The 23495-nt window shown below is 70.1% G+C and carries 22 protein-coding genes; 11 read left to right on the forward strand and 11 right to left on the reverse strand.

Annotated elements, in window-relative coordinates:
* Positions 1-67 precede the first annotated feature (67 nt).
* Positions 68-2896, reverse strand: coding sequence for an AfsR/SARP family transcriptional regulator (locus ABD798_RS20325; RefSeq protein WP_344877104.1), 2829 nt, complete (start codon positions 2894-2896; stop codon positions 68-70).
* 213 nt (positions 2897-3109) lie between these two features.
* Between ABD798_RS20325 and ABD798_RS20330 the strand changes: the two genes are divergently transcribed.
* The 3 genes from ABD798_RS20330 to ABD798_RS20340 all read left to right on the forward strand — a co-directional run bounded on the left by ABD798_RS20330 (position 3110) and on the right by ABD798_RS20340 (position 4478).
* Positions 3110-3589 (forward strand): NlpC/P60 family protein, encoded by a 480-nt coding sequence (locus tag ABD798_RS20330; RefSeq protein WP_344877106.1) that lies wholly within the window; start codon positions 3110-3112, stop codon positions 3587-3589.
* A 111-nt stretch (positions 3590-3700) separates the two neighbouring features.
* Entirely contained in the window at positions 3701-4027 is a 327-nt protein-coding gene (locus ABD798_RS20335; protein WP_344877108.1) for an ArsR/SmtB family transcription factor, read from the forward strand.
* A 10-nt stretch (positions 4028-4037) separates the two neighbouring features.
* Entirely contained in the window at positions 4038-4478 is a 441-nt protein-coding gene (locus ABD798_RS20340) for an SRPBCC family protein (protein ID WP_344877110.1), read from the forward strand.
* Here ABD798_RS20340 and ABD798_RS20345 read toward each other — a convergent pair.
* The 5 genes from ABD798_RS20345 to ABD798_RS20365 form a co-directional block, all read right to left on the reverse strand.
* On the reverse strand, positions 4459-5046 hold the full coding sequence (locus ABD798_RS20345; protein ID WP_344877112.1) for a TetR/AcrR family transcriptional regulator: 588 nt from the start codon (positions 5044-5046) through the stop codon (positions 4459-4461). The genes ABD798_RS20340 and ABD798_RS20345 overlap by 20 nt on opposite strands.
* On the reverse strand, positions 5043-7022 hold the full coding sequence (locus ABD798_RS20350) for a YhgE/Pip family protein (protein ID WP_344877114.1): 1980 nt from the start codon (positions 7020-7022) through the stop codon (positions 5043-5045). The genes ABD798_RS20345 and ABD798_RS20350 overlap by 4 nt, the downstream gene beginning before the upstream one ends.
* On the reverse strand, positions 7019-7690 hold the full coding sequence (locus tag ABD798_RS20355; protein WP_344877116.1) for an ATP-binding cassette domain-containing protein: 672 nt from the start codon (positions 7688-7690) through the stop codon (positions 7019-7021). Before ABD798_RS20355 ends, ABD798_RS20350 begins: the two co-directional genes overlap by 4 nt.
* A gap of 413 nt (positions 7691-8103) precedes the next feature.
* Positions 8104-9042, reverse strand: coding sequence for a GNAT family N-acetyltransferase (locus ABD798_RS20360; RefSeq protein ID WP_344877118.1), 939 nt, complete (start codon positions 9040-9042; stop codon positions 8104-8106).
* A 3-nt stretch (positions 9043-9045) separates the two neighbouring features.
* Positions 9046-9882 carry a class I SAM-dependent methyltransferase gene (locus ABD798_RS20365; RefSeq protein ID WP_344877120.1) on the reverse strand — a complete coding sequence of 279 codons (837 nt, stop codon included), beginning with the start codon at positions 9880-9882 and terminating at the stop codon, positions 9046-9048.
* Positions 9883-10134: 252 nt separating this feature from the next.
* Between ABD798_RS20365 and rpsA the strand changes: the two genes are divergently transcribed.
* Complete coding sequence (rpsA, locus tag ABD798_RS20370) at positions 10135-11664, forward strand: 30S ribosomal protein S1 (protein WP_344877122.1); 1530 nt, start codon at positions 10135-10137, stop codon at positions 11662-11664.
* A 238-nt stretch (positions 11665-11902) separates the two neighbouring features.
* Here rpsA and ABD798_RS20375 read toward each other — a convergent pair whose 3' ends face one another.
* A complete protein-coding gene (locus ABD798_RS20375; protein ID WP_344877124.1) occupies positions 11903-12550 on the reverse strand; it encodes a TetR/AcrR family transcriptional regulator in 648 nt (215 codons plus the stop codon).
* A 102-nt stretch (positions 12551-12652) separates the two neighbouring features.
* On the opposite strand from ABD798_RS20375, the gene ABD798_RS20380 reads away from it, so the two are divergent.
* The 3 genes from ABD798_RS20380 to coaE are packed head-to-tail and all read left to right on the forward strand — an operon-like array spanning position 12653 to position 16210.
* Positions 12653-14149 carry a flavin-containing monooxygenase gene (locus ABD798_RS20380; protein WP_344877126.1) on the forward strand — a complete coding sequence of 499 codons (1497 nt, stop codon included), beginning with the start codon at positions 12653-12655 and terminating at the stop codon, positions 14147-14149.
* The gene (locus tag ABD798_RS20385; protein ID WP_344877128.1) at positions 14146-15006 is read left to right on the forward strand and encodes an SDR family oxidoreductase; all 861 of its coding nucleotides are present in this window, start codon (positions 14146-14148) and stop codon (positions 15004-15006) included. The genes ABD798_RS20380 and ABD798_RS20385 overlap by 4 nt, the downstream gene beginning before the upstream one ends.
* A 13-nt stretch (positions 15007-15019) precedes the next feature.
* Entirely contained in the window at positions 15020-16210 is a 1191-nt protein-coding gene (coaE, locus tag ABD798_RS20390) for a dephospho-CoA kinase (protein WP_344877130.1), read from the forward strand.
* Positions 16211-16229: 19 nt separating this feature from the next.
* Here coaE and ABD798_RS20395 read toward each other — a convergent pair whose 3' ends face one another.
* Positions 16230-16757 (reverse strand): ribonuclease FAU-1 family protein, encoded by a 528-nt coding sequence (locus tag ABD798_RS20395; protein WP_344877132.1) that lies wholly within the window; start codon positions 16755-16757, stop codon positions 16230-16232.
* A gap of 155 nt (positions 16758-16912) precedes the next feature.
* The gene (locus ABD798_RS20400) at positions 16913-17452 is read right to left on the reverse strand and encodes a ribonuclease FAU-1 family protein (RefSeq protein ID WP_344877134.1); all 540 of its coding nucleotides are present in this window, start codon (positions 17450-17452) and stop codon (positions 16913-16915) included.
* Between the two features lie 113 nt (positions 17453-17565).
* On the opposite strand from ABD798_RS20400, the gene ABD798_RS20405 reads away from it, so the two are divergent.
* Entirely contained in the window at positions 17566-18699 is a 1134-nt protein-coding gene (locus ABD798_RS20405) for a DUF5685 family protein (RefSeq protein WP_344877136.1), read from the forward strand.
* Between the two features lie 35 nt (positions 18700-18734).
* The gene (uvrB, locus tag ABD798_RS20410) at positions 18735-20900 is read left to right on the forward strand and encodes an excinuclease ABC subunit UvrB (protein ID WP_344877138.1); all 2166 of its coding nucleotides are present in this window, start codon (positions 18735-18737) and stop codon (positions 20898-20900) included.
* Positions 20901-21223: 323 nt separating this feature from the next.
* Here uvrB and ABD798_RS20415 read toward each other — a convergent pair whose 3' ends face one another.
* Complete coding sequence (locus ABD798_RS20415) at positions 21224-21604, reverse strand: VOC family protein (protein WP_344877140.1); 381 nt, start codon at positions 21602-21604, stop codon at positions 21224-21226.
* A 112-nt stretch (positions 21605-21716) separates the two neighbouring features.
* Between ABD798_RS20415 and ABD798_RS20420 the strand changes: the two genes are divergently transcribed.
* Positions 21717-21941: a VOC family protein gene (locus ABD798_RS20420; protein WP_344877142.1), complete on the forward strand. Its 225-nt coding sequence runs from the start codon at positions 21717-21719 to the stop codon at positions 21939-21941.
* Here ABD798_RS20420 and ABD798_RS20425 read toward each other — a convergent pair.
* A complete protein-coding gene (locus ABD798_RS20425) occupies positions 21910-22755 on the reverse strand; it encodes a helix-turn-helix domain-containing protein (RefSeq protein ID WP_344877144.1) in 846 nt (281 codons plus the stop codon). The genes ABD798_RS20420 and ABD798_RS20425 overlap by 32 nt on opposite strands.
* Positions 22756-23276: 521 nt before the next feature.
* Here ABD798_RS20425 and ABD798_RS20430 point away from each other — a divergent pair.
* The gene (locus ABD798_RS20430) at positions 23277-23492 is read left to right on the forward strand and encodes a hypothetical protein (protein ID WP_344877146.1); all 216 of its coding nucleotides are present in this window, start codon (positions 23277-23279) and stop codon (positions 23490-23492) included.
* The last annotated feature ends 3 nt before the right edge of the window (positions 23493-23495 follow it).

Genomic DNA, 23495 nt, shown 5'->3' on the forward strand with positions numbered 1-23495 from the left:
TGGCCGGGCGCGTCCCCCGCACGGGGTTGACGGGGGACCGCCCGGCTCAGGCTTTCCAGCAGCACTGTCACCCGTGCAGCGCGGAGTTCAGGCTCGCCGCCGCCCGCCTGCGCCAGGTCGGCACCCCCGCCGCGGTGAACAGCGAGCACGCCTTGGTCAGGACCTCGACAGCGTCGGCGGCGCCGCGGTGCCGCCGGATCAGCTCGCCGAGGCTCCACAGGCTGACGGCCTCGCTGAAGGTGTCCCCCTGGTCGCGGAACTCCCGCACGCACTCCTCCAGCAGCGGTTGCGCCGCGTCGGGATCGCCGGAGGACGCCAGCGCGTGCCCCAGAACTCGTTGGCAGCGCAGCTCTTTCAGGCGGGCGCCCATCTCGGCGAAGGCCGTCCGGGCGGACTCCGCGCAGATCAGCGCCTCCTCGGGCAGCTCCCACCGGTTGTAGGTGAGCGCGAGGAAGAAGCGCGCCTCGGTCGCCGAGTACGAGTCGCCGAGCCGGTCGAAGTCCTCGATCGTGCACAGCAACGACTCCAGCGCCTGATCGCGCTCACCGCGGTCGCGGTGCACCAGCGCGAGGCTCATCCGCGCCCACGCCGCACCGCGCTCATCGGAGATCTCGGCGAAAATCGTTGCGGCCCTTCGGAAACACCGCGACGCCCGGCGCAGGTCGCTGAGCTGGTGGTGCATGTCGCCGATGCCGATCCACGCGTAGCCCTGCTCGGAGCGCGCGCCGAGGGAACGCCAGCTGCTGAGCGCGCGGGCGAACCACCGCGCTCCCTGCGGGTAGCGGTCGCGCGCGGCGGCGAGCAGGCCGAGCCCGTAGGACATGCGCGCGGCGCCGTGCCAGTCACCGGCTGAGCGGCACGCCGACAACGCCCAGCAGTGCGTGCGCCGCCAGTCGTCCCAGTCGCCGCGCAGGTCGAGGTAGCCGGTCAGCGCGGAGGTCAGCCGCCACGCCGACTCGGCGTCGCCCGTCGCCGCCGCCTGGCGCACCGCGCCGACGAGCACGGGCTGCTCGGCGGTGAACCACTCCAGCGCCACCGAGGGCTTTTCCTTCGCGGGGAAACCGTTCCACGACCTGCTGGGAAGTTTCGAGCCGCGTTCCTCGGCCGCTCGAACCATCGCCGGGAGCGCGCGCTCCAGCACCGGCTCTGGCGCCAGGTCGAGCTGCTCCTCTGCGTAGATCCGGACGAGGTTGTGGAAGCGGACGCGCGCCGACCCGCCCGCGTCCTCGAGCAGTTGCGCGTCCAGCAACTCGTCGATGATCCGCTCGGTCTGCTCGGGGGAGCGGTCCAGCACCGCCGCGCTCAGCCACGCCGGGTAGTTCGGCACCTTCACCGCGCTCAGCAGTCGCAGCGCGCGCCTGCACTCGGCGTCCAGCCCCTGTTCGCTGAGCCCGATGCTGGCCCGCACGGCCAGGTCGCCCGTGACCAGCCGGTCCAGCCTGCGGTGCTCGTCGGCCAGCTCCTCCGCCAGCCACGCGACCGTCCTCTGTGGACGCGAGCGGAGCCGGGCAGCCGCGATGCGCAGTGCCAGCGGCAGCAGTCCGCACCGCCGCACCAGCACGCGCGCGGCCTCCGGCTCAGCGGAGATCCTTGCCGCACCGGTGATTTCGCCGAGCAGGTCGATCGCCTGCTCCTCGGTGAGCACGTCGAGGTCGATCGAGCGCCCGGTCAGCCCGGTGAGCCGGTTGCGCCCGGTCACCAGCACCGCGCAACCACCGTCGCCGGGCAGCAGCGGCCGGACCTGGGCGGCGTCGACGGCGTCGTCGAGCACCAGCAGCACGCGGCGGCCGGAGAGGCGGTCGCGGAACAGCTCGGCCAGCTGCTCGACGTCCTCGGGGAGGTGGCTGCCGACCATGCCCAGCAGGCGCAGGAACCTGCCGAGCACCTCGGCGGGGCTCGCCGGACCGTTCGCCGTGCGCAGCCGCGCGAAGAGCTGGCCGTCGGGGAACTGCTCGCGCAGCCCGTGCGCGACGTGCACGGCGAGCGCGGTCTTGCCGACCCCTGCCATGCCGACAACGGTGATCACCTTCGGGCTGCACCCGCCGGGATCGAGCCGCAGTTCGGCGCTCAGCGAAGCCGCTTCCTCGGCGCGGCCGATGAAGTCGGCGATGTCCGGCGGCAGCACGTGCGGTGCGCGCAACGGCTCGGCGGAGCGCGGGCGGTCCTGCTCCGGATCGGAGCGCAGCACCTCCTGCTCCCGCCTGCGCAGCTCGGTGCCGGGCTCCACGCCCAGCTCCTCGACCAGCATCCGCCGCGCCTGGCGGTAGACCTCCAGTGCTTCCGCGCGGCGCCCGCACCGGTGCAGCGCGAGCATGAGCTGCGCGCTGAAGCCCTCGTCGAGCGGGTTCTCCGCGACCAGCACGGTCAGCTCGCCGATCACCTCGGCGTGCTTGCCGAGGCGCAGATCGATCTCGGCCCTGCGGTGCAGGGTGCGCCCGCGCAGCTCGGCCAGGCGCGGAGCCTCCACGCGGTGCATCCAGTCCGAGCCGACGTCGGACAGCGCCGGGCCGCGCCACAACGCGAGCGCGGTGTGCAGCAGCCGCGCGGCCTGGGGCAGCTCGCCCTCGGCCTCGGCCACCCTGGACCGCTCCACCAGCCGCTCGAAGCGCTTCAGGTCCAGCGCGTCCTCGCCGACCTCGATCAGGTAGCCGGAGTTGCGCGTGAGGATCACCGGGCCGAGCGTGCGCCGCAGCCTGAGCACGTAGCCCTGGAGCGTGGTGCGCGCGCTGGACGGCGGGTCCTCGCCCCACAGCTGCGTGATCAGCTCGGAGGAGGGCACGACCTGGTTGGCCCGCAACAACAACGCCGCCAGCAGCGCGCGGTGCTTGGCGGCGGGAATGCGCACTATCTCGTTGCCCGCCACCACTTCGAGCGGACCGAGGAGCCGGAATTCCATTTCTCACGCCTCCCCACCATCGCGGAGCCCAATCTTCACCGGCGCCGCCGACGAGTTCCAGAGACCTTCGAACAACCGAATGGCTTCCCGTGCTGACCTGCTGGAATCCGCTCTCAAGAGGCTGGGAGAACGATTCGGGACCAGCGAGAGACAAGCGGCGGCGCGGATCTTCTGCGGTGGGACCCCTGCCCCCCTTCACAACGGAGGTTTGTGATGCGTCTTTCTGCTATCGCCAAGTTGGGCACCGCGTGCGCGATCGCGGTGGCCAGCATCGGCGCCGCCGCGCCGGTCGCCGTCGCGGCTCCGTCGGTCGCCGCCGACGAGGTCTCCGTCGCCGCCGCCCACCCCGGCCGTGCCAAGGCCGTCTCGTGGGCGAAGTCGATGGTCGGCAAGAGCCAGTACCACCACTACTGCGAGCTGTTCGTCGAGCTGGCCTACGGCACCAGCGGCCGTTACGCCTCGGCCAAGGCGCACTACAACGCAGCCAAGTCCGCCGGTCGTCTCAAGTCCGGCGCCGCGCCCGCGGGCACCCTGGTCTTCATGTACATGAACTCGACCTACGGGCACGTGGTGGTCTCGCTGGGCAACGGCACCGCCGTCAGCACCGGCCAGAAGAGCTCGAAGATCGAGATCCTGAGCACGGCGAGCAACGCGGGCTGGGCGGACGCCCCGTCCAGCTGGCCGGGCCGCTAGTCACCCCTGAGATCCCCGCCCAGCTGCCGTCCCAGCTGGGCGGGGATCTTTCTCGCCCCATACTCAAGCAATCACTTGACTGTTGGTCGGGTCGGGTCAATACTCAAGTACATGCTTGACCATCGTGACCGGTTGGACCGGATCTTCCAGGCGCTGGCCGACGGCACCCGGCGCGACATGGTCGAGCGGCTCGTCAGCGGCCCCGCCTCCGTCAGCGAGCTGGCCGGCTCGCACTCCATGACGTTGCAGGCGGTGATGCAGCACCTCAAGGTGCTCGAAGCCTGCGGCCTCGTCCGCACGGAGAAGGTGGGCCGGGTCCGCACGTGCGCGGTCCAGCCCGACGGACTGCGGCTGGCCGAGGCGTGGCTGTCCGGCCGGCGCACCGGCTGGGAGAACCGCCTCGACCGGCTTGGCGAGCTGCTGGAACCCGACTCGTGAGGAGCAGGACATGATCAAGCACACGACGTTCACGCTGGAGCGCGACTTCCCCGTGCCGCCCGCCGAGGTGTTCGCGCGGTGGGCGGACCCGCAGAGCAAGGCGACGTGGTTCGCCGGGCCGAAGGCCGAGCACGAGCTGGACTTCCGCGTCGGCGGCACGGAGATCGCCAAGGGCGTCAACGGCGAGGGGGAGCAGCTGGCCTTCGAGGGCGTCTACCGCGAGATCGTCCCCGGCGAGCGCATCGTCTACTCCGGCGTCCTCAGCGTCGGTGACACCGTCGCGACCGTCTCGCAGACGACAGTGCAGTTCGAGGCTTCGAGCACCGGAACCCGGCTCCTGCTCACCGAACAGGGCGCCTTCCTCGACGGGCACGAGGAGCCCGAGTGGCGGCAGACCGGATGCGGGAGCCAGCTCGACGCGCTGGAAAAGCTCATCTCGGATGCGGGCTGACCCCGCGCACCAGCAGCATCACCGAATCACGCACCTGGTCGAGGCTGCGGTCCGGTTGGAAAACCTGCCAGTCCAGCGCCACGACCAGGAGCGTGCCGAACAGGGCCGCCGAAGCCGTGCCCGCCTGCACGCCCTCCGGCAGCTTCCCCTGCTCGGCGGAGCGCTGTATCACCTGCTTGAAGATGGCCACGATGTCATCGCGCAGCAGGCTCAGCGTGCCGTGCCACTGCCCTGGGCTGCGCCACATCTCGCTCACCAGGAGCTGGCCGAAGGCGGGGTAGTCGCGGAAGAACTCCAGCGCCGCACCGACCAGGTGCTCGACCGGCTCCGCGGTGTCGTCGGCGGGCCGCAGCCGCTGGGCGAGCAGGTCGACGCCGTGCCGCAGCAGGGCGTCGATCAGCGCGTCCTTGCTGCCGAAGTTGTAGTACACGGTGCCCTTGGCCACCCCGGCCGCCGAGGCGATCTCGTCAACGGTCACCTCGGCGGCCCCGCGCTCCCCGAGCAGCCGCAGCGCGGCGTCGAAGAGCTTCTGCTTGGTCACCGCGGTGCGCGCGGGTCGCGGGTTCACAGCACGAGCTCCGGCTTGAGGCGGTTGGGCGTCCACACCTTCTGCTTGTACGCGGCCAGCACCGCCAGCAGCAAGCCGAAGATCAGATATCCGCCGAGCACGCCGACGTCGGTGCCCATGTTCGCCCAGCCGCCGCCGTAGATCAGGTGTCGCAGCCCGTCGACCACGTAGGACAGCGGGAGCACCAGGTGCAGCACGTGCAGCGGCTCCGGCGTGGTCTGCCACGGGAACGTTCCGCCCGCCGTGGTCAGCTGCAAGACCAGCAGCACCAGCGCGACGAACTTCCCGCTCGGGCCGAGCAACGCGTTGAGCCCGTGCAGCACGGCGGTGAACGCCAGCGACGTCAGCACCATGAAACCCAGTGTTCCCACCGGGTTCGCCGGGCTGACCCCGATCGCGGTGGTCACGACGAGGAACAGCAGCGACACCTGGATGCTGCCAAGCAGGGCCGCGGGCATCCACCCGCCGAGCGCGACCCGCCACGGCGCCGCGCCGGAGGTCAGCGCCCGCCGCGAGAGCGGTCGCACGAGCAGGAACAGCACGAACGCGCCGATCCAGCTGGCGAGGCCGAGGAAGAACGGCGCGAGCCCGGCGCCGTAGCTGCCTGCCTTGTTCTCCCCGATGGCGCGGACCGAGATCGGGTCGCCGATGGTCTTCGCCGTGTCCTTGCGGGTCTGCTCGTCGAGGTTCGGGATCGTCTCGACGCCCTCGCTGAGCTTGCCAGCCAGTTCCCTGTTGCCGTCGGCGACCTGGACCGCGCCGTCGCTGAGCTGCTTGGTGCCGTCGTAGAGCTGGCCAACACCCGTGCTGGCCTTCTTCAGGCCGTCGCGCAGCTCAGGCGTCTTGGCGGCCAGCTGTCCGGCTCCGTCGTCGAGCTGCTTGACCGCCGAGGACAGCTGCGGCGTCTGCGCGGCGAGCGTGGCCGCGCCGTCGGAAACCTGTTTTGCGCCGTTGGCAAGCGTCTTGAGCTGCCCCGAGAGTCCCTGCACCTTGTCGTTGGCCTGGTGCAGTGGCTTGCCCGCGTCGTTCATAAGGTCCAGCACCTTCTGCACCTGGTCATCGGGCAGCCCGAGCGCACGCAGCTTCTTCGCGATGTCGTCCCGCTTGCCGTCCAAGGTGTCGATCAGCTGCTTCGCCGCTTCCGCGACCGCAGCGCCCTTGTCGGCCAACTGCTTGTTGCCGTCGGAGACCTGCTTCGCGCCGTCGCTGAGCTGCTTGGACTTCGCGGGCAGCTCGGCGGTCTTCTTGTTCAGCTCACCCAGTCCGCCGGAGAGCTTGGCGACGCCGTCGTGCAGCTTCTGCCCGCCCTCGGAGAGCTTCGTCAGTCCGGCGCCAAGTTCGTTGATCTTCTCGCGCGCGGTCCCGACGCCGTCGCGGACCTTCGCCGAGCCGTCCGTGAGCTTGCCCGCGCCCTCCGCGGCCTGCTGCGTCTTCTCGCGCATCGTGGAGAAGCCGACCAGCAGCTTGTCCGCGGCTTCCGTGCCGACCTCGGAGGCCACCGCGCGCCGCACCTCGCCGACGACCTTGTCCGCGATCGTGCTGACCAGGTAGTTGTTGGCGTCGTTGGTGGTCATCACGATGATGCCCTGCCGCGGCTTGTACTCGGCGGGGGAGAGCAGCGCCTGCGAGAAGTCCGGTGGCAGCGTGATCGAGAACGTGTAGCGCCCGTCGCGCACCCCCGCGTCCGCGTCCGCCGCGTCGGTCTTGGTCCAGGCGAAGGTGCCCGAGTCGTCGAGCTTGTCGGCGATCTTCTGCCCGGCCTTCAGCTCCGTACCGTCCGACCGGCTCGCCCCGGTGTCCGCGACGACCAGTGCCGCGGGGACCTCGTTGAGCTTCCCGTACGGGTCCCAGTTGGCGTAGAGGTAGAGCGCGCCGTAGAGCAACGGCACGAGGGTGATCGCCACTACGGCCAGCCGGGGGAGCTTCCCCGCGGTCAGCCGGCGCAGCTCGTTCGCGGCGAGGCGGAACGGGGTCACTTGGTCATCTCCTGTGCTTCGTGGCGGCGGTGGACGGTCAGCGCGGGCGGTTGTTCCTGGCAGCCCAGGCGCGCGGCGGGTATCCCCAGCAGCCGCGACGACGTCTCGGTGCACAGCGCCACGACCGCGAGCCCCTGCTCGGCCTGCTGCCTGGCGAGTGCCCACCACGCGTGCGGGTCATCGGTGTGCCGGTCCGGGCAGTCCATGACCAGCGCTTTCACGTCGGGTCGTGCCGCTGCGGACTCCACCAGCAGCCGTGTGCGCGTGGTCGCCGGCACCGTCTCGAAGCGCGCGTCTGCGTGCTGCTCCGCGTCGCGCTCGGCCAGCCACTCGCGCACCGCCCTGCGGTTCGCCCGCATCCCGGCCATGGCCAGCTCCTCGCCGACCACGTCGCGCAGCCGCAGCGAGCCGTCGGGTTCGGTCACCCCCGGCGCGTCCACCACCGCGACTCCGGCGCGCAGCCCCGAGTCGTTCGTGCGACCGTCGAGCAGGACCGCGCCCTCGTGCGGCCGCATCCGCCCCGCCAGCGTCAGCGCGAGCACCGTGTGCCCCGCCCCGGGCTCTCCGGTGACCAGTGCGACCTGACCCGGCTCGACCCGCAGCGACGTGGGGCGCAGCAGCGGTCCGTGCGGGCCCCGCACGCCCACCGCCTTGGCCTGGATCTGCACGCGAACCCCCTACTAGAACTGACCGGTCAGTTCAAATAGTGGCCCCGCATCGAACGTGAAGCAACTCCACGACCTGTGATCCCCGTCCAACCCTCACCAACCAGACAAACCCCCGCTCACCCCACCACCCCAATGACTCCTTCACGTGGCTGAACGTGCTGAATGAGTCATTCAGGTACTTGGGGGGCCTGAATGAGTCATTCAGGTACTTGGGGCCGCCCCCAATGGGTCCTTCGGGGCACTTCGGAGTACCCGAACGACCCCTTCGGGTACTTGGGCGCACCAAACGACCCGTTCAGTGCGTTGAGTGCACTAAACGACCCGTTCAGGGCTCCCAGTGCACCAAACGACCCGTTCAGGGCGTTGAGCGCACCAAACGGGGCGTTCGCGGTGGGCGGAGGGCTGGGGCGGGGTCAGCGCAGGGCGGTAGCGGGGCGGGCTTCCCAGAGTGTCCACAGTGGACGGTAGCCCTGGCGCGGCCAGAACACCGAGGACAGCGGGTTCGGCGGGTTGTAGTAGAGGTAGGTCCCGCTCGCGCCGCCGCGCGTGAACTCCGCGTGCACGACGTCCATCAGCCGCCTGCCGATGCTGTTGCCGCGCGCGCCGGGCAGCACCGACACGCAGTTGACGTAGCCCCAGTTGCCGGGCTGCAACCGGCTCCCCGCCCAGCTGCCGGGCGTCACGGGCGTCCACGCGCAGTCGGCGAGTGCCAGTGTCATTCCGTCGCGCTCCGCCACCCACACCGGATCGCCGTCGAGCAGTCGCTTGCGCAGCGCGTCCCGCTTGAGCGGTACAGCGTTCTCCCGGAACACGGTCGCGCCGACCGACGCCGAGTACCGCAGCTCCGCGAGCGTCAGCTGGAGCATCGCGTCCATGTCCGCGTTCCGCGCCCGTCGCACCACGAGCGGCTCCACGCGCGGTTGGGGCTGCTGCACGGTACGGCGGACGGCGAGCGTGGTCAGCGGCTGGAACCCGTGGTCGAGAAACACCCGCGTGGCCTCAACATCCCTGCTGGGCCAACTGACCAGACACGCGGAGTCGGACGTCGGAGGGCTCACTGTGCGCATCCGCTCCACCCACGCGTTCAACAGCGCGTTGAGTCCCACGCCGCCCGTGTCGCCGATGAGCGGCATCAGCTCCCAAACCTCCGCGGCGGACCACAGTCGGTGTGCGGAGCCCACGGGGTACGAAGCGTGCACGAGGCTCGCGGTGACCCGACGGCCGTCCGGCAGCGCCGCGGTCAGCGTCTCGGTGCGGTCGTCTTGGGGAGGCGCGACGGCCTCGGGGAGCGCGGGGTCGACGGCGGTGAAGCGGGCTCGTTGTGCGGTGAGCAGGTCCGCGTCGCCGGTCATGCCCTACAGCTTCTCGCAGAGGAAGATCGCCGTGCCAGGGAACAGCTTGCCGCGCAGCGGGCTCCACTGGCCCCAGACGGCCGTGTGCCCGTCGGGCCACTCCGGCTCCACGATGTCCTTGAGCGCCATGCCCGCCGAGGTGATCGCGCGCACGAAGTCGCCGAGCGTGCGGTGGTGCTCGACGTAGGTGGCCCTGCCCAGCTCGTCGACCTCGACGTACGGCGAGCGGTCGAAGTACGACTGGATCACCGTGAGCCCGTCGGGGCCGGGGTCGTCGGGGAAGCACCACCGCACGGGGTGCGTCACCGCGAACGCCCACCGGCCGCCCGGGCGCAGTGTCCTGGCGACCTCGCGCATCAGCAGCTCGACGTCGGCGACGAAGGGCACCCCGCCGAACGCGGAGCACACGATGTCGAAGGAGCCGTCCGCGAACGGCAGCGCGTCACCGCTGGCCTGCACGAGCGGCACGTTGATGCCCGTGGCCGCGTTGTCGCTCGCGGCGTGCTTGAGCATGCCCGCCGACACGTCCAGCGCCGTGGCCCGCGCTCCGTGCTTGGCGAGCCACCGCGCGCACGCGGCCATCCCACTGCCCAGCTCCAGGACGTCGAGCCCGCTCACGTCACCGAGCAGCCGGGCGTCCTCCTCGCGCAGGCGCTCCGGGCACCAGACGAAGTCCGCGGCGCCGAGGAAGTCCTGGTGCTCCTCGCGGTAGTCGTCCGCATCAGCGTCCCACCAGGCGATGTTCGCCAATCGGGACTCCACCACCCCCGCCTCGCGCTTGACGATCCCGACCGTGCCGAGTGCTCGTTCCGCGCTGGCGTGCTGGTGCTGGTCAGACACACTGCTCCTACTGGGGACTGGATCGGAGTAACCGGTTTGCCCGGCCGTCGAGCAGGCGCGTACGATACCGTCCGCGCGGTGGGTGCGCGCTGCCTGCTACCGGCATCTCTCGAAGCAGAAGCTCGGAACAGGGGGCGCTCGTCGCTCGTTGTTGGCCTTGTAGCACTATGACTTGCGCCGGCTAGACAAAGCCCGCAGCGAAAGAACGTGCAGAGGCCAACTACACCTATCCGTACCGGAGCACCCCACCTAATGTCCACCGACACCGTCACCATCCCTTCCTACGCCGGTCCCGCGCCCGCCAAGACGCAGGTCGCGATCAACGACATCGGTTCGGAAGAGGACTTCCTCGCCGCCATCGACAAGACCATCAAGTACTTCAACGATGGCGACATCGTCGAGGGCACCATCGTCAAGGTCGACCGCGACGAGGTGCTGCTCGACATCGGCTACAAGACCGAGGGCGTCATCCCCTCGCGCGAGCTGTCGATCAAGCACGACGTCGACCCGGCCGAGGTCGTCTCCGTCGGTGACCACGTCGAGGCCCTGGTTCTCCAGAAGGAGGACAAGGAAGGCCGCCTGATCCTGTCCAAGAAGCGCGCCCAGTACGAGCGCGCCTGGGGCACGATCGAGGCCCTCAAGGAGAAGGACGAGCCCGTCAAGGGCACCGTCATCGAGGTCGTCAAGGGTGGTCTCATCCTCGACATCGGCCTCCGCGGCTTCCTTCCCGCCTCGCTGGTGGAGATGCGCCGCGTGCGCGACCTCCAGCCCTACGTCGGTCGCGAGCTCGAGGCCAAGATCATCGAGCTGGACAAGAACCGCAACAACGTGGTCCTGTCCCGCCGCGCCTGGCTGGAGCAGACCCAGTCCGAGGTCCGCAGCGAGTTCCTCAACCAGCTGCAGAAGGGCCAGGTCCGCAAGGGCGTCGTGTCCTCCATCGTCAACTTCGGTGCCTTCGTGGACCTGGGTGGCGTCGACGGCCTGGTGCACGTCTCCGAGCTGTCCTGGAAGCACATCGACCACCCCTCCGAGGTCGTCGAGGTCGGCCAGGAGGTCACCGTCGAGGTGCTCGACGTCGACATGGAGCGCGAGCGCGTCTCCCTGTCGCTGAAGGCCACCCAGGAAGACCCGTGGCGCCAGTTCGCCCGCACCCACGCGATCGGCCAGATCGTGCCGGGCAAGGTCACCAAGCTGGTTCCGTTCGGTGCGTTCGTCCGCGTGGACGAGGGCATCGAGGGCCTGGTCCACATCTCCGAGCTGGCCGAGCGCCACGTCGAGATCCCGGAGCAGGTCGTGCAGGTCGGCGACGAGGTCATGGTCAAGGTCATCGACATCGACCTGGACCGCCGCCGCATCTCGCTGTCGCTGAAGCAGGCCAACGAGGGCTTCACCGCGGACTCGGAGTTCGACCCGACCCAGTACGGCATGGCTGCCGAGTACGACGGCGAGGGCAACTACATCTACCCCGAGGGCTTCGACCCGGAGACCCAGGACTGGCTCGAGGGCTACGACAAGCAGCGCGAGGAGTGGGAGCGGCAGTACGCCGAGGCCCGCGTGCGCTACGACGCCCACATCAAGCAGGTCGTCAAGGCCTCCGAGGCCGAGGCGGAGGCCGCCGCGAACGGTGGCGCCGAGGCCGCGGCCGCTGGTTCCTCCAGCTCCGCTGGTGGCGCCGCGACCGGTGGCGGCAACTACTCCTCGGGTGGCGAGTCCTCGGGCTCGCTGGCCAGCGACGAGCAGCTCGCGGCGCTCCGCGAGAAGCTCTCCGGCGGCCAGCAGTAGGACACCCCGCTCGGGTAGCAGCACCGCAGTACGCAGAGGCGAAGGCCCCGCACCACTCCACGTGGTGCGGGGCCTTCCCCGTTCCGGGGTCGCGGCGGCGGTCCCCACCACCTCAATGACTCATTCAGTCCGCACTGAAGCCCTGAACGACCCGTTTGGTGCGTTGAACGCACTGAACGGGTCGTTCAGCGCGTTCAACGCACCGAAGGAGGCGTTCGCGGGGGCAGTGGAGCGGGCGTCAGGCGGTGGTGAGGGCTTCGAGTTGCTCGGCGGAGAAGGGGAGCGAGCGCAGGAGCGAGTCGCGGAGCAGCTGGACGAGGTCCTCGCGGTCGAGCTGGGGACTGGAGACCCAGTGCAGCGCGATCTCCTCCACGAACGCCACGGCACCGCGGACCAGCAACGACATCGCGGCGTCCACCTCGATGCCCGCCGCGGTGAGGCTGTCGACGAAGTACCCGGCGATCCGCGTCCTGCTGGAGTCGACCACCGCGCGCAGGTCCGCGTCGGCCGCGGCGGCCCCGCGCACGAGGGACAGGTACCCGTTGCGCGTGCGCTCGACGTAGGCGACGTAGCGGCTCAAGCCCTCTTTCAGCTGGTCGATCGGGGACAGTTCGGGATTGGGGCGCACCTGCTCCACGAGGTCCTCGATGGTCGCGCTGACCACCTCCAAGACGATGTCGCCCCTGGTGGGGAAGTAGTGGAACAGCAGCGGGTTGGAGATGCCCGCGCGCCGGGCCAGTTCGTTGGTGGAGAAGCCGTCGACCCCCCGTTCGATGATCAGCTCGGTGGCCAGTTCCAGCAGCTGGGCGCGGCGGGCGTCCCTGGTCATCCGGCCTCGGGGGCGCCCGGCCGGGATCTCGGCTGCGGGCTCGGTGATCGACGACATGGGCCCAGTGTAGGGACCCCCGCGCGCTATTGACTTCTTCTCAACAGTCACCCTACCGTGGAGTTGAGTACTTCTCAGTAACCGGTGAAGGGATGGCGGGGCATGGCCGAGCACGCGCACGTGTTGATCATCGGTACCGGTTTCTCCGGGCTCGGCGCGGCCCACCGGCTCCGCGAGCGGGGGATCACCGACGTGCTGCTGCTGGAGCGCGCCGACGACGTGGGCGGGACCTGGCGGGACAACAGCTACCCCGGCGCGGCCTGCGACGTGCCCTCGCTGCTCTACTCCTTCTCCTTCGCGCAGAACAGCGAGTGGTCGCGCTCCTTCTCCTCGCAGCCGGAGATCCTGGCCTACCTCCAGCGCTTCGCCAGGGACAACGAGATCTACCCGCGCTGCCGCTTCGGCCACGAGATGCTGGAGTCGCGGTGGGACCCCGAGCGCATGCGCTGGCACGTGCGCACCAGCCGGGGCGAGTTCACCGGTGACGTCCTCATCCTCGGCGCGGGCCCGCTGTCGCAGCCGTCGATCCCGGACCTCCCCGGTCTGGAGTCCTTCGAGGGCACCGCGTTCCACTCCGCGCGCTGGGACCACGAGCACGACCTCACCGGCAAGAACGTCGCCGTGGTCGGCACCGGCTCCTCGGCGGTGCAGTTCGTGCCGAAGATCCAGCCGAAGGCCGCCAAGCTGCACGTCTTCCAGCGCACCGCGCACTGGACCATGCCCAGGTGGGACCGCAAGGTCAGCAAGGTGGAGCGCCTGCTCTTCCGCCGCTTACCCGCGCTGCAACGCCTCGCCCGCTACGCCGTGTACTGGGGCAGGGAGAGCTTCGCGCTGGGCTTCACCGTGCAGCCGAAGATCCTCGGCATCGCCCGCCGCCTCTCGCTGCGCAACCTCCGCCGCAAGGTCGCCGACCCGGTGCTGCGCGAGAAGCTGACCCCGAACTACGCCTTCGGTTGCAAGCGCGTCGTGGTGACCAGCGACTTCTACCCCGCGCTGACCAAGCCGAACGTCGAGCTGGTCACCGACGGCATCGCCGAGGTCCGGCCGCACTCCATCGTCACCGCCGACGGGACCGAGCGCCCGGTCGACACCCTGATCTTCGGCACCGGGTTCCACGCCACCGACTTCCCGATCGGCCACCGCGTCTTCAACGGCGACGGCGCCTCCCTGACCGGCACCTGGCAGGACGAGCCCGGCGCGTACCGGGGCACCACGATCGCCGGGTTCCCCAACCTGTTCATGCTGATCGGGCCGAACACCGGACTCGGCCACACCTCGATGGTGTTCATCATCGAGAGCCAGCTCAACTACGTGCTGGACGCGCTCGACCACCTGCGCGAGCACCGCGTCACCGCCGTGGAACCCTTGCGGGAGCCGCAGATCCGGTTCAACAAGCGCATCCAGCGGCGGATGCGGCGCACGGTCTGGTCGCGCGGCGGCTGTTCGAGCTGGTACCTGGACGACCAGGGGCGCAACATCGCGCTGTGGCCCGGCTTCAGCTTCAGCCTGCGCATGGCCACGCGGAAGTTCGACCCCGACGCCTACCGCACCCTGGTCCGCTCCCGCGCGGTCCGCGACGAGCTGGCGAGCGTCCGGTGAAGACCGCTCTGATCACCGGAGCCGCCAGGGGCATCGGTGCCGCCACCGCGAAAGCCTTGGCGGCCAAGGGAACTCGCGTCGCCGTGGTGGGGCTGGAGCCGGAGCGCCTCGCCGAACTGGCCGACGAGCTCGGACCCGGTCACCTGTGGCACCTCGTCGATGTCACCGAGCCCGAGTCGCTGCGCGCCGCCGTCGACGCCACGGTCTCGGAGTTCGGGCGGCTCGACGTGGTGGTCGCGAACGCGGGCATCGTCAACTACGGCACCGTCCGCACCACCGAGCCCGCCGACTTCGCGCGCACGATCGACGTCAACGTGAACGGCGTCTTCAACACGGTGCGCGCGGCGTTGCCGTGGATCATCGCGGGCAAGGGGCACGTGCTGACCGTCGCCTCGCTCGCGTCGTTCACGCCCGCGCCCGGAATGGCGGCCTACGCGGCGAGCAAGGCCGGGGTCGACGCCATGACGTGCTCGCTGCGCAACGAGGTCGCCCACCTCGGAGTGACGGTGGGCTCGGCGCACTTCGGCTGGATCAACACGGACATGGTGCGCGACGCCGACTCCGAGCTGCCCAGCTTCGCGCGCTTGCGCTCCCGCCTGCCGTGGCCCGCGAACTCCACCACCGACGTCGCGGAATGCGCCCGCGCCGTGGTCCGGGGGATCGAGCGCCGCTCCAGGCGGGTCTACGTCCCAGGCTCGGTCGCGGTGGCGTACTGGGCGCGCAGCCTGGTCACCAGCCACGTCGCCGACCTCGTTACACGGCGCCTGATGGGCAGCTTCATCGACGACTACGAGGCCGAGACCGCTCGGCTCGGCCGGGCCGTCGGCAACCACGCGCACAAGGCCCACCACAGCTGACACAATCCGCTTCATGTTGCGCGTGGGGCTCACCGGTGGGATCGGATCTGGGAAGTCGACCGTCTCGGGCAGGCTCGCCGAACTCGGCGCGGTCGTGATCGACTCCGACCTGCTGGCCAGGGAGGTCGTCGCGCCGGGAACCGACGGCCTGCGGGACGTCGTGGCCGCCTTCGGCGAAGGGGTACTCGCCGAGGACGGATCGCTGGACCGCCCCGCGCTCGCCAAGATCGTGTTCAGCGATGACGACGCGCGCCGCACGCTGAACGCGATCGTGCACCCCAGGGTCGGCGCACGCACCGGCGAGATGATGGCCGCCGCACCCTCGGACGCGATCGTGGTGCACGACGTCCCGCTGCTGGTGGAGAACGGCATGGCGCCCGCCTACCACCTCGTGCTCGTGGTGGACACGCCGGTCGAAGAACGCGTGCGGCGGTTGGTCGCCGCGCGCGGCATGGCGGAGGCCGACGCGCGCTCGCGCATCGCCGCGCAGGCCAGCGACGAGCAGCGCAGGGCAGCGGCGGACGTGTGGCTGGACAACGGCGGTGAGCGCGCCGTCGTGCTGGCCGAAGTGGACGGGCTGTGGGAGCGGCGCCTGCTGCCCTTCGAGGCGAACACCCGTGAGCAGCGCGTTCACCGCGTCGGGGCGCCGAAGATCGTCGACTACGACCCAGCGTGGCCCGCGCAGGCGGCTCGTCTGATCGCCCGTGTCCAGGCGGCCACCGGAGGGGCACCCGTCGAGCACATCGGCTCCACGTCGATCCCCGGCCTGGCAGCCAAGGACATCGTCGACCTCCAGGTCGGTGTGGACTCGCTGGAGGAAGCGGACAAGCTCGCGCACGCGTTGGCGGAGGCAGGTTTCCCGCGCTGTCCGGAGGCGTTGAGCGACACCGCGCTGCCCTCGCACCCGGACCCCGAGCTCTGGCGCAAGCGCGTGCACTGCTCCGCCGACCCCGGGCGCCCGGTGAACCTGCACGTCCGCGTCCGCGAGTGGCCCGCGTGGCGCTACGCGCTGGTCTTCCGCGACTGGATGCGCACGCACCCGCACGAGGTCACTGCCTACGCGGCGCTCAAGCGTGAGCTGGCTCCGGCCTTCGCCGCCGACGGGGGTGCCACCCGTTACGCCGACGCCAAGGACCCGTGGATGCACGCCGCGCTGGCTCGCGCCGTCGCGTGGGCGGGAGGCCACGCCGACCGGTCGTGGTGACCGGTCGGCGCACGCTCTGCTAGATCTCCGGCATCGGGGGCCAGCTGTCGTAGATCCCCATGGAGGACAGCCAGCTGCTGATGTCGTGGCGCTGGTAGGAGATCTCCTCCAGCGTGCGGTGCACCGTCCGCAGCGCCAGGTCGGCGTCGGGAGCGCGCAGAACCCGCCCGGCGACCGCGGCGGCGAACTCCTCGGAGCGGACGATCCGCGCCGTGGTCCCGCCGGGCACGGCGAGCCCGAGCAACAGATCGGTGGTTCGCCAGGACCGGGTATCTCGCTGCACCCGCACTGCCGTCAGCACGCTGGGCGCGCTGCGGGAGTGCCTGGATCTCGGCCGGTGGTACGTCAACCGCAGCCCGAGGTCCGGCAACAGCCAGGTGACCTCGCACTCGGAGAACGGATCCTCCGGAGTGGGGCACTCCGTGCGGAGACCCCACGGCTCGACCCGGCACGTAGTCAGCTGCCGGGCAGTTCCTGACGAGTAGTTTCGCACCGAGGTAAACGTGTCAACCACGTCGACCAGCTGCGGTGTGATGACCGCGCTCACAAATCGGAGAGTAGCGGGGGAGCTGCGAGACGTGATCGACGGGTCTGGTGTCGAGCTCACGTGCGGTCAGTGCCCAAGTATCGATCCGGGGAAGCTGGCCGCCACGGCTCGCCGACGCCGATCGGGGGTTCACGCCTGAGGGTGGTTACCCGTGGTCACGGTTTCCACGACAGGGCGATACCGTGACCGGTGAGCCATTTGTCGAGGTCATAGCCACTACCGCTGAGTCCGTCGACTGTGCGATGCGTCACGGTGAGTGCCCACTCGGCCTCCTCGGCGTCGACCAGACCCGAGCCGAGCGCGCTCAGCAGCTCGTCGACGTCGACCACCTGGACCGCCGATCCGGACGTCACGAGCAGGTCCAGGTAGAGGTCCTTGGTCCGCCAGACGTTTCCGACGCGGCTGATGTTCACCACATCGAGGTAATAGTCGAAGCTCTCCTCGCAGCCCGGGTGCCAGCTCCAGCTGCCCACGCGCAGTCCGAGCGAGGGCAGCAACCAGCTCCGGAAGTAGGCCAGCCGGGGGTGTCCCGGCGTCGGCCGGGCCATGTAGAGGCCGAACGGCTCGCTCCGGTAGGTGTCGACCTGGCGCACGAACCCCTTGGGATCGGTGTTCGTGCCCGCGTCGACGTCGAAGACCTCCACCTTCGGCGGGTGGAGGTGGCCTGATCCCGGGTGGGCTGCGCTGGGCGTCACGCCGTCCACGATCGCGATGTGGGCGGAGTTCGTCCAGAACAATCACACGCCTGGTCGCGTCGTGGCATCCTGCCTCCCCCGGACTGGGCCGGGGACCATCACGAGGGGGAGCCGTGTTCGGCATCATTCGACCCTGTCGCAACCGCCTGTCCAAGCAGCTGCGCGAAGCCTGGCTCGCGCACCTGTGCGGGCTCTGCCACGCGCTGCGCGACGAGCACGGCCAGCTCGCCAGGGTCGTCACCAACTACGACGGCCTGGTCATCTCGGTCCTGGTCGAGGCGCAGTCGGAGCGGGCGAGCAGGCGCACCGCGGGTCCGTGCCCGCTGCGCGCCATGATGCCCGCCAAGATCAGCATCGGGTCCGGGGCGCAGCTGGCCGCCGCCGTCTCCCTCGTGCTGGCCTCGGCGAAGATCCGCGACCACGCCGAGGACGGCGACGGGGCCTTCGCCAACGCGCGGTTCGCCGGAGTCGGTCGCCGCGTCGCCACGCGCTGGGCCAGGCAGGGCGCCAGCACCGGCGACAGCATCGGCTTCGACACCACCGTGCTCACCGAAGCCGTTCTGCGCCAAGGAGATCTGGAGCGCGGCATCGGCGTCGGCGACTCGCCGTTGCTGGCCACCGAGCCCACCGAGACCGCCACCGCGGCCGCCTTCTCCCACACCGCCGTGCTGGCGGACCGCCCCGGCAACGCCGACGCGCTCGCCGAGGCCGGGCGGCTGTTCGGCCGGGTCGCGCACCTGCTCGACGCGGTGGAGGACCTCGCCGCCGACCGCGCGTCCGGCGCCTGGAACCCGCTGCTGGCCACCGGCACCTCCTTCGAGGAAGCCCGGCGGCTCTGCGACGACGCGGTCCTCGGCGTGCGGCTGGCGCTGAAGGAGGTCGACTTCACCGACCAGCGGCTGGCCCACGCGCTGCTCGTGCACGAGCTGGAGGCGGCTGTTGATCGCGTCTTCGCCCAGCACGCCGACCCGACCGCGCCGCAGGCCCCTGACCTGCCGAGGCGCAACTGGTTCGTCGGCTGCGGCATCGCCTCGTTCCTGTTCTGCACGGGCCAGATGTGCTGCCGCAAGGAGTACAACGACCCGTGGGACCGCAAGAAGAAGGAGGGCTTCTGCCGTCGGGACAACTGCTGCAACGAGTGTTGCGGGGACTGCTGCGGCGAGTGCGGCTGCCGCGCGTGCGAGGGCGGCCTGAACTGCGGATGCCGCGCCTGCTGCCGTAGCTGCGACTGTGATTGCTCCTGCTGAGCAGACTGTCAGTGCTCCGACATACCCTCGACGACGTGGCACAAGAACCGCACTACTACCCCTCTGCCGGCCCGATCTCCGAACACCGCCCCGTTGGCGAGATTCCACGGACGTCGGCCCGGTTCGAGGTGGTCAGCGACTACAAGCCCGCAGGTGACCAGCCTGCGGCCATCGACGAGCTCGAACGCCGGGTCAGGGCGGGCGAGCGGGACATCGTGCTGCTGGGCGCCACCGGTACCGGCAAGTCCGCGACCACCGCGTGGCTGATCGAGCGGTTGCAGCGGCCGACCCTGGTGATGGCGCCGAACAAGACGCTGGCCGCCCAGCTGGCGAACGAGCTGCGCGAACTGTTCCCGAACAACGCGGTCGAGTACTTCGTCAGCTACTACGACTACTACCAGCCAGAGGCCTACGTCCCGCAGACCGACACCTACATCGAGAAGGACTCCTCGACCAACGCGGAGGTCGAGCGCCTGCGCCACTCCGCGACGATGAGCCTGCTGACGCGCCGCGACACCATCGTCGTCGCCTCGGTGTCCTGCATCTACGGCCTCGGCACGCCGCAGGAGTACCTCGACCGCTCGGTGCAGCTCAAGGTCGGCCAGGAGGTCGAGCGCGAGACGCTGCTGCGCGCGCTGGTGGACGTGCAGTACACGCGCAACGACATCGCCTTCGCCCGCGGCACGTTCCGCGTGCGCGGCGACACCGTCGAGGTCATCCCCGCCTACGAAGAGCTGGCCGTCCGGGTGGAGTTCTTCGGCGACGAGATCGAGCGGCTGTACTACCTGCACCCGTTGACCGGCGACGTGGTCAAGGAGTGCGACGAGCTGCGGATCTTCCCCGCGACGCACTACGTGGCGGGCCCTGAGCGGATGGAGCGGGCGATCCGCGACATCGAACAGGAGCTCGAGGTGACGCTGGCGAAGATGGAGAAGCAGGGCAAGCTGCTGGAGGCGCAGCGGCTGCGCATGCGCACCAACTACGACATCGAGATGATGCGCCAGGTCGGCTTCTGCTCCGGCATCGAGAACTACTCGCGGCACGTCGACGGCCGTGAGGCGGGGACCGCGCCCGCGACGCTGCTCGACTACTTCCCCGAGGACTTCCTGCTCGTCATCGACGAGTCGCACGTGACCGTGCCGCAGGTCGGCGGCATGTACGAGGGCGACGCCTCCCGCAAGCGCACCCTGGTCGAGCACGGTTTCCGGCTGCCGAGCGCGCTGGACAACCGCCCGCTGACCTGGGAGGAGTTCACCGACCGGATCGGGCAGACGGTGTACCTGTCCGCGACGCCCGGCTCCTACGAGATGGGCCAGGCGCAGGGCGAGTTCGTCGAGCAGGTCATCCGGCCCACCGGCCTCATCGACCCCGAGGTCGTCATCAAGCCGACCGAGGGCCAGATCGACGACCTCGTGCACGAGATCCGCGTGCGCGCGGAGCGCGACGAGCGCGTCCTGGTCACCACGTTGACCAAGAAGATGGCCGAGGACCTCACCGACTACCTGCTGGAGCTGGGCATCCGGGTGCGCTACCTGCACTCCGAGGTGGACACGCTGCGCCGGGTGGAACTGCTGCGCCAGCTGCGGCTCGGCGAGTACGACGTGCTCGTCGGCATCAACCTGCTGCGCGAAGGGCTCGACCTGCCCGAGGTCTCCCTGGTGTCCATCCTGGACGCCGACAAGGAGGGCTTCCTGCGCTCGGGGACCAGCCTCATCCAGACCATCGGCCGCGCGGCGCGCAACGTCTCCGGCCAGGTGCACATGTACGCCGACAAGATCACCGACTCGATGCAGTACGCGATCGACGAGACCAATCGGCGCCGTGCCAAGCAGACCGCCTACAACACCGAGCAGGGCATCGACCCGACGCCGCTGCGGAAGAAGATCGCCGACATCCTCGACGTCGTCTACGCCGAGGCCGAGGACAGCGAGCAGGTGGCCGTCGGCGGTTCCGGCCGCAACGCCTCGCGCGGCAAGAAGCCGGAGCAGGGCGGCGGTGGCCGCACCACCGCGGGCGTCCTCGGTGACCGCGACGTCAAGACGATGGCGAGGGCCGAGCTGGCGGATCTCGTGCAGCAGCTGACCGACCAGATGATGAACGCGGCGCGCGAGTTGCAGTTCGAGTTGGCCGGGCGGTTGCGCGATGAGATCCACGACCTGAAGAAGGAGCTCCGCGGCATGGACGCCGCAGGCGTCAAGTAGCCACTGCCGCAGGCGTCAAGGTGACGCTGCCGCGTCGTCGGGGTTGGGGTGTCTTCAAGACCACCCAACCCCCTTGTCGATCATCGTCAACGGTCGCGAACCCGGCGGCCTCGCGGGGGTTTGCGACCGTTGACGACCGTTGGGGTCTGGGTTTGCGGGTCTTGAAGACTGGCGAACCCGATCGCTCGCAGGCGTTGTGGCGCGGGTTTGTGGCGGTTGGCGACCGCTGGGGGTGGGGTTCTGGGTACTTGAAGACCGGGGAACCCGCCGCGGAGTGCGGCGGTGGGGCCGGACGGTGGTGAGCCGACCGGCCCCGCGCGTCATCAGGCCGCGCTCGGGTCGTGCTGCATGGCGCCGAAGATGTTGCCCTCGGTGTCGGAGATGTGGACGGTCCAGCCGAGACCGGGCAGCGTGGTCTTGGCGACGGCGATCGCACCGCCGTTGGCGACCGCGGACTCCGCGGTGGCGTCGCAGTCCTCGACGAGCACGGTCAGCACGAAGGAGTTCGCAGGCTGGCCGGCGGCCGGGGCGTCGCCGGTGCGCTGCACCATGCCGCCGCCGATGGTGGCGTCCTCACCGGTCTCGATCCCCCAGTACGGCATGTCTCCGAGCTGGCTGAACTTCCAGTCCAGGACGGCGCTGTAGAACGCCTGCGCGCGGGCCGGGTCGCTGGCGTTGATCGTGAAGTGGACGGGGGTTCCCATCGTTGTCTCTCCTCCGGGGTGGGGATGTCGGCAGGGGGAGAGGCAGATCCTAGACAGTCCGTCGCCGAGCATGATCGCCTGGTGACCCTCCGCGCCCCGGGCGAGCTTCGACGTGGCCGATCCCGGTGCGCTGGGCCGGTTCTGGGCGCGGGCGCACGGCATCCCCGAGGAGCACTGGAGCGACTCCTGCGCCGCCGCCGATCCCGGCGGCACGGCTCCGCCGCTTTCTCAACGCTCTCCCGCAGGCAAGGTCGCCGAGCACCGCGTGCGCCTGGATGTCAACGCGGGCAAGGGAATGGTGAGTTTCACTCCAGTTCTTTGGCGACCCTGGCGATGAGCGCGGCGGACTCGCCGGTGTCGAGCGCGGCGTCCACGAGGCGATCGACGGCGCGCTCGTAGGTCTCGACGTCGCCGTCGTCCTCCAGGAACAGGTGCGAGGTGAGGTGGTCGACGAAGACCACCGTCGGCGGCGTGCTGCGCGCGTACACCGAGAACGAGCCGGTCCAGCCCACGTTCGCCCTGGTGGAGTTCGGCACCACGAGCAGCGTCACACGGCGCCTCGTCGACATTCGCAGCAGGTGGTCGAGCTGCCTGCGCTGCACGGGAACGCCGCCGACGGTGTAGCGCAGCGCGTGCTCGGTGGTGATCGCAAGCAGGGTGGGCGAGCGCTCCTCGCGCAGCCGGGCCCTGCGGCGCTTCCTGCTCGTCACCAGCTGCCGGATCTCGCGCTCGGTCAGCATCTCGCTCTCGGTCAGCAGCGCCCGCGCGTACTCGGTGGTCTGCAGCAGGTCCGGTACGTGCGTCGCCTGGAAGTCGACGATGCCGTTGGCCTCGGCCTCCAGTCGCAGCAGCGTGCGCAGGCGCTCCTCGTGGTCGGGGTGGTACGGCTGCCACCAGCCGCGCCGGTCGACCTCCCTGGCGAGGGCGAGCAGCCGCGCGCGGCGGTCGCCGGTCACGTCGTACAGCGCGAGCAGCGCGGCGACGTCCTCCACCCGCGCGCAGCGCTTGCCGCACTCGATCCGGCTGAGCTTGCTGCTGGAGGCGTCGATCCGTTCCCCGGCGTCGGCCAGGGTCAGCCCCGAGGCGATCCGCAGCCTGCGCAGCCGTTCGCCGAGGTCCTGCCCGCGCAGCGTCGGATCGGGGTCGGTCATGTGCCCTCCAGCTTCGTGGACGATTTCGGCGCAATGGTTGCGCGGGGCACTGACGAAAAAGGCCGTCGAACGGGCTCGGGGGCGGTGAATCACTCCAACGCGTTATTGATTGCCACGGTGGCAAAAAGTCGAAACGCGGGTTCGGTGGGGACGAGGGTGGCTTTCGTCCGCTGTGGGGATCCCCCCGATTCAATTGTTCCGGCATTTGCCGGGAGGCGTCAACGCGCAGGTCGCGGGTGGGGGGAATCCGTCTCATCGGTACGGACGGCGGTGGTGGAAGGTGCGCCGGGGAAGGTGGTGTTGAAGCGGAGCGGCGAGTCGCGGTAGCGCTTGGAGAGCGTGCGTCGCGGGTGTTGACGAACGGCGCTTGGAGCACATCCGCGCGCACGTCCGAAACTCCTGTTCCGCACTCATCGCCGCAAGGGAGAGCGCTCTCAAGTCCGTTGTGCGTGCGGAACGGAAAAGGTGGGGTGGGCAGAAAGTTGACCTTGAGGGGGTGGAGGGTGTTCGGTGGGGCCATGGTGAGCCTTGCAGCTGCGAACTACGTCTTCGCCGACCGCCTGGTGACGTTCCTGGCGATCCTGCTGACCATCGTGATCGGGTTGCTGATGACGGGGGAGCCGCGCACCGACGGCACCAGCCGGGGCCGGATCGCGGTCGCCATCGCGGCGCCCCTGCTGGTGATCGCCGCCGCTGTCATCCTGCCCAGCGGCGGCGTCGGACTCCTCTGGTTCTAGAAC

Origin of the sequence: Allokutzneria multivorans, from assembly GCF_039537405.1 — a bacterium.
GTDB classification, from domain to species: domain Bacteria; phylum Actinomycetota; class Actinomycetes; order Mycobacteriales; family Pseudonocardiaceae; genus Allokutzneria; species Allokutzneria multivorans.

Bases quoted from the DNA above. Each gene is read 5' to 3' on its own strand.
- ABD798_RS20325 (WP_344877104.1), bottom strand. From the start codon at position 2,896: ATGGAATTCCGGCTCCTCGGTCCGCTCGAAGTGGTGGCGGGCAACGAG.
- ABD798_RS20330 (WP_344877106.1), top strand. From the start codon at position 3,110: ATGCGTCTTTCTGCTATCGCCAAGTTGGGCACCGCGTGCGCGATCGCG.
- ABD798_RS20335 (WP_344877108.1), top strand. From the start codon at position 3,701: ATGCTTGACCATCGTGACCGGTTGGACCGGATCTTCCAGGCGCTGGCC.
- ABD798_RS20340 (WP_344877110.1), top strand. From the start codon at position 4,038: ATGATCAAGCACACGACGTTCACGCTGGAGCGCGACTTCCCCGTGCCG.
- ABD798_RS20360 (WP_344877118.1), bottom strand. From the start codon at position 9,042: ATGACCGGCGACGCGGACCTGCTCACCGCACAACGAGCCCGCTTCACC.
- rpsA (WP_344877122.1), top strand. From the start codon at position 10,135: ATGTCCACCGACACCGTCACCATCCCTTCCTACGCCGGTCCCGCGCCC.
- ABD798_RS20375 (WP_344877124.1), bottom strand. From the start codon at position 12,550: ATGTCGTCGATCACCGAGCCCGCAGCCGAGATCCCGGCCGGGCGCCCC.
- ABD798_RS20380 (WP_344877126.1), top strand. From the start codon at position 12,653: ATGGCCGAGCACGCGCACGTGTTGATCATCGGTACCGGTTTCTCCGGG.
- coaE (WP_344877130.1), top strand. From the start codon at position 15,020: ATGTTGCGCGTGGGGCTCACCGGTGGGATCGGATCTGGGAAGTCGACC.
- ABD798_RS20415 (WP_344877140.1), bottom strand. From the start codon at position 21,604: ATGGGAACCCCCGTCCACTTCACGATCAACGCCAGCGACCCGGCCCGC.
- ABD798_RS20425 (WP_344877144.1), bottom strand. From the start codon at position 22,755: ATGACCGACCCCGATCCGACGCTGCGCGGGCAGGACCTCGGCGAACGG.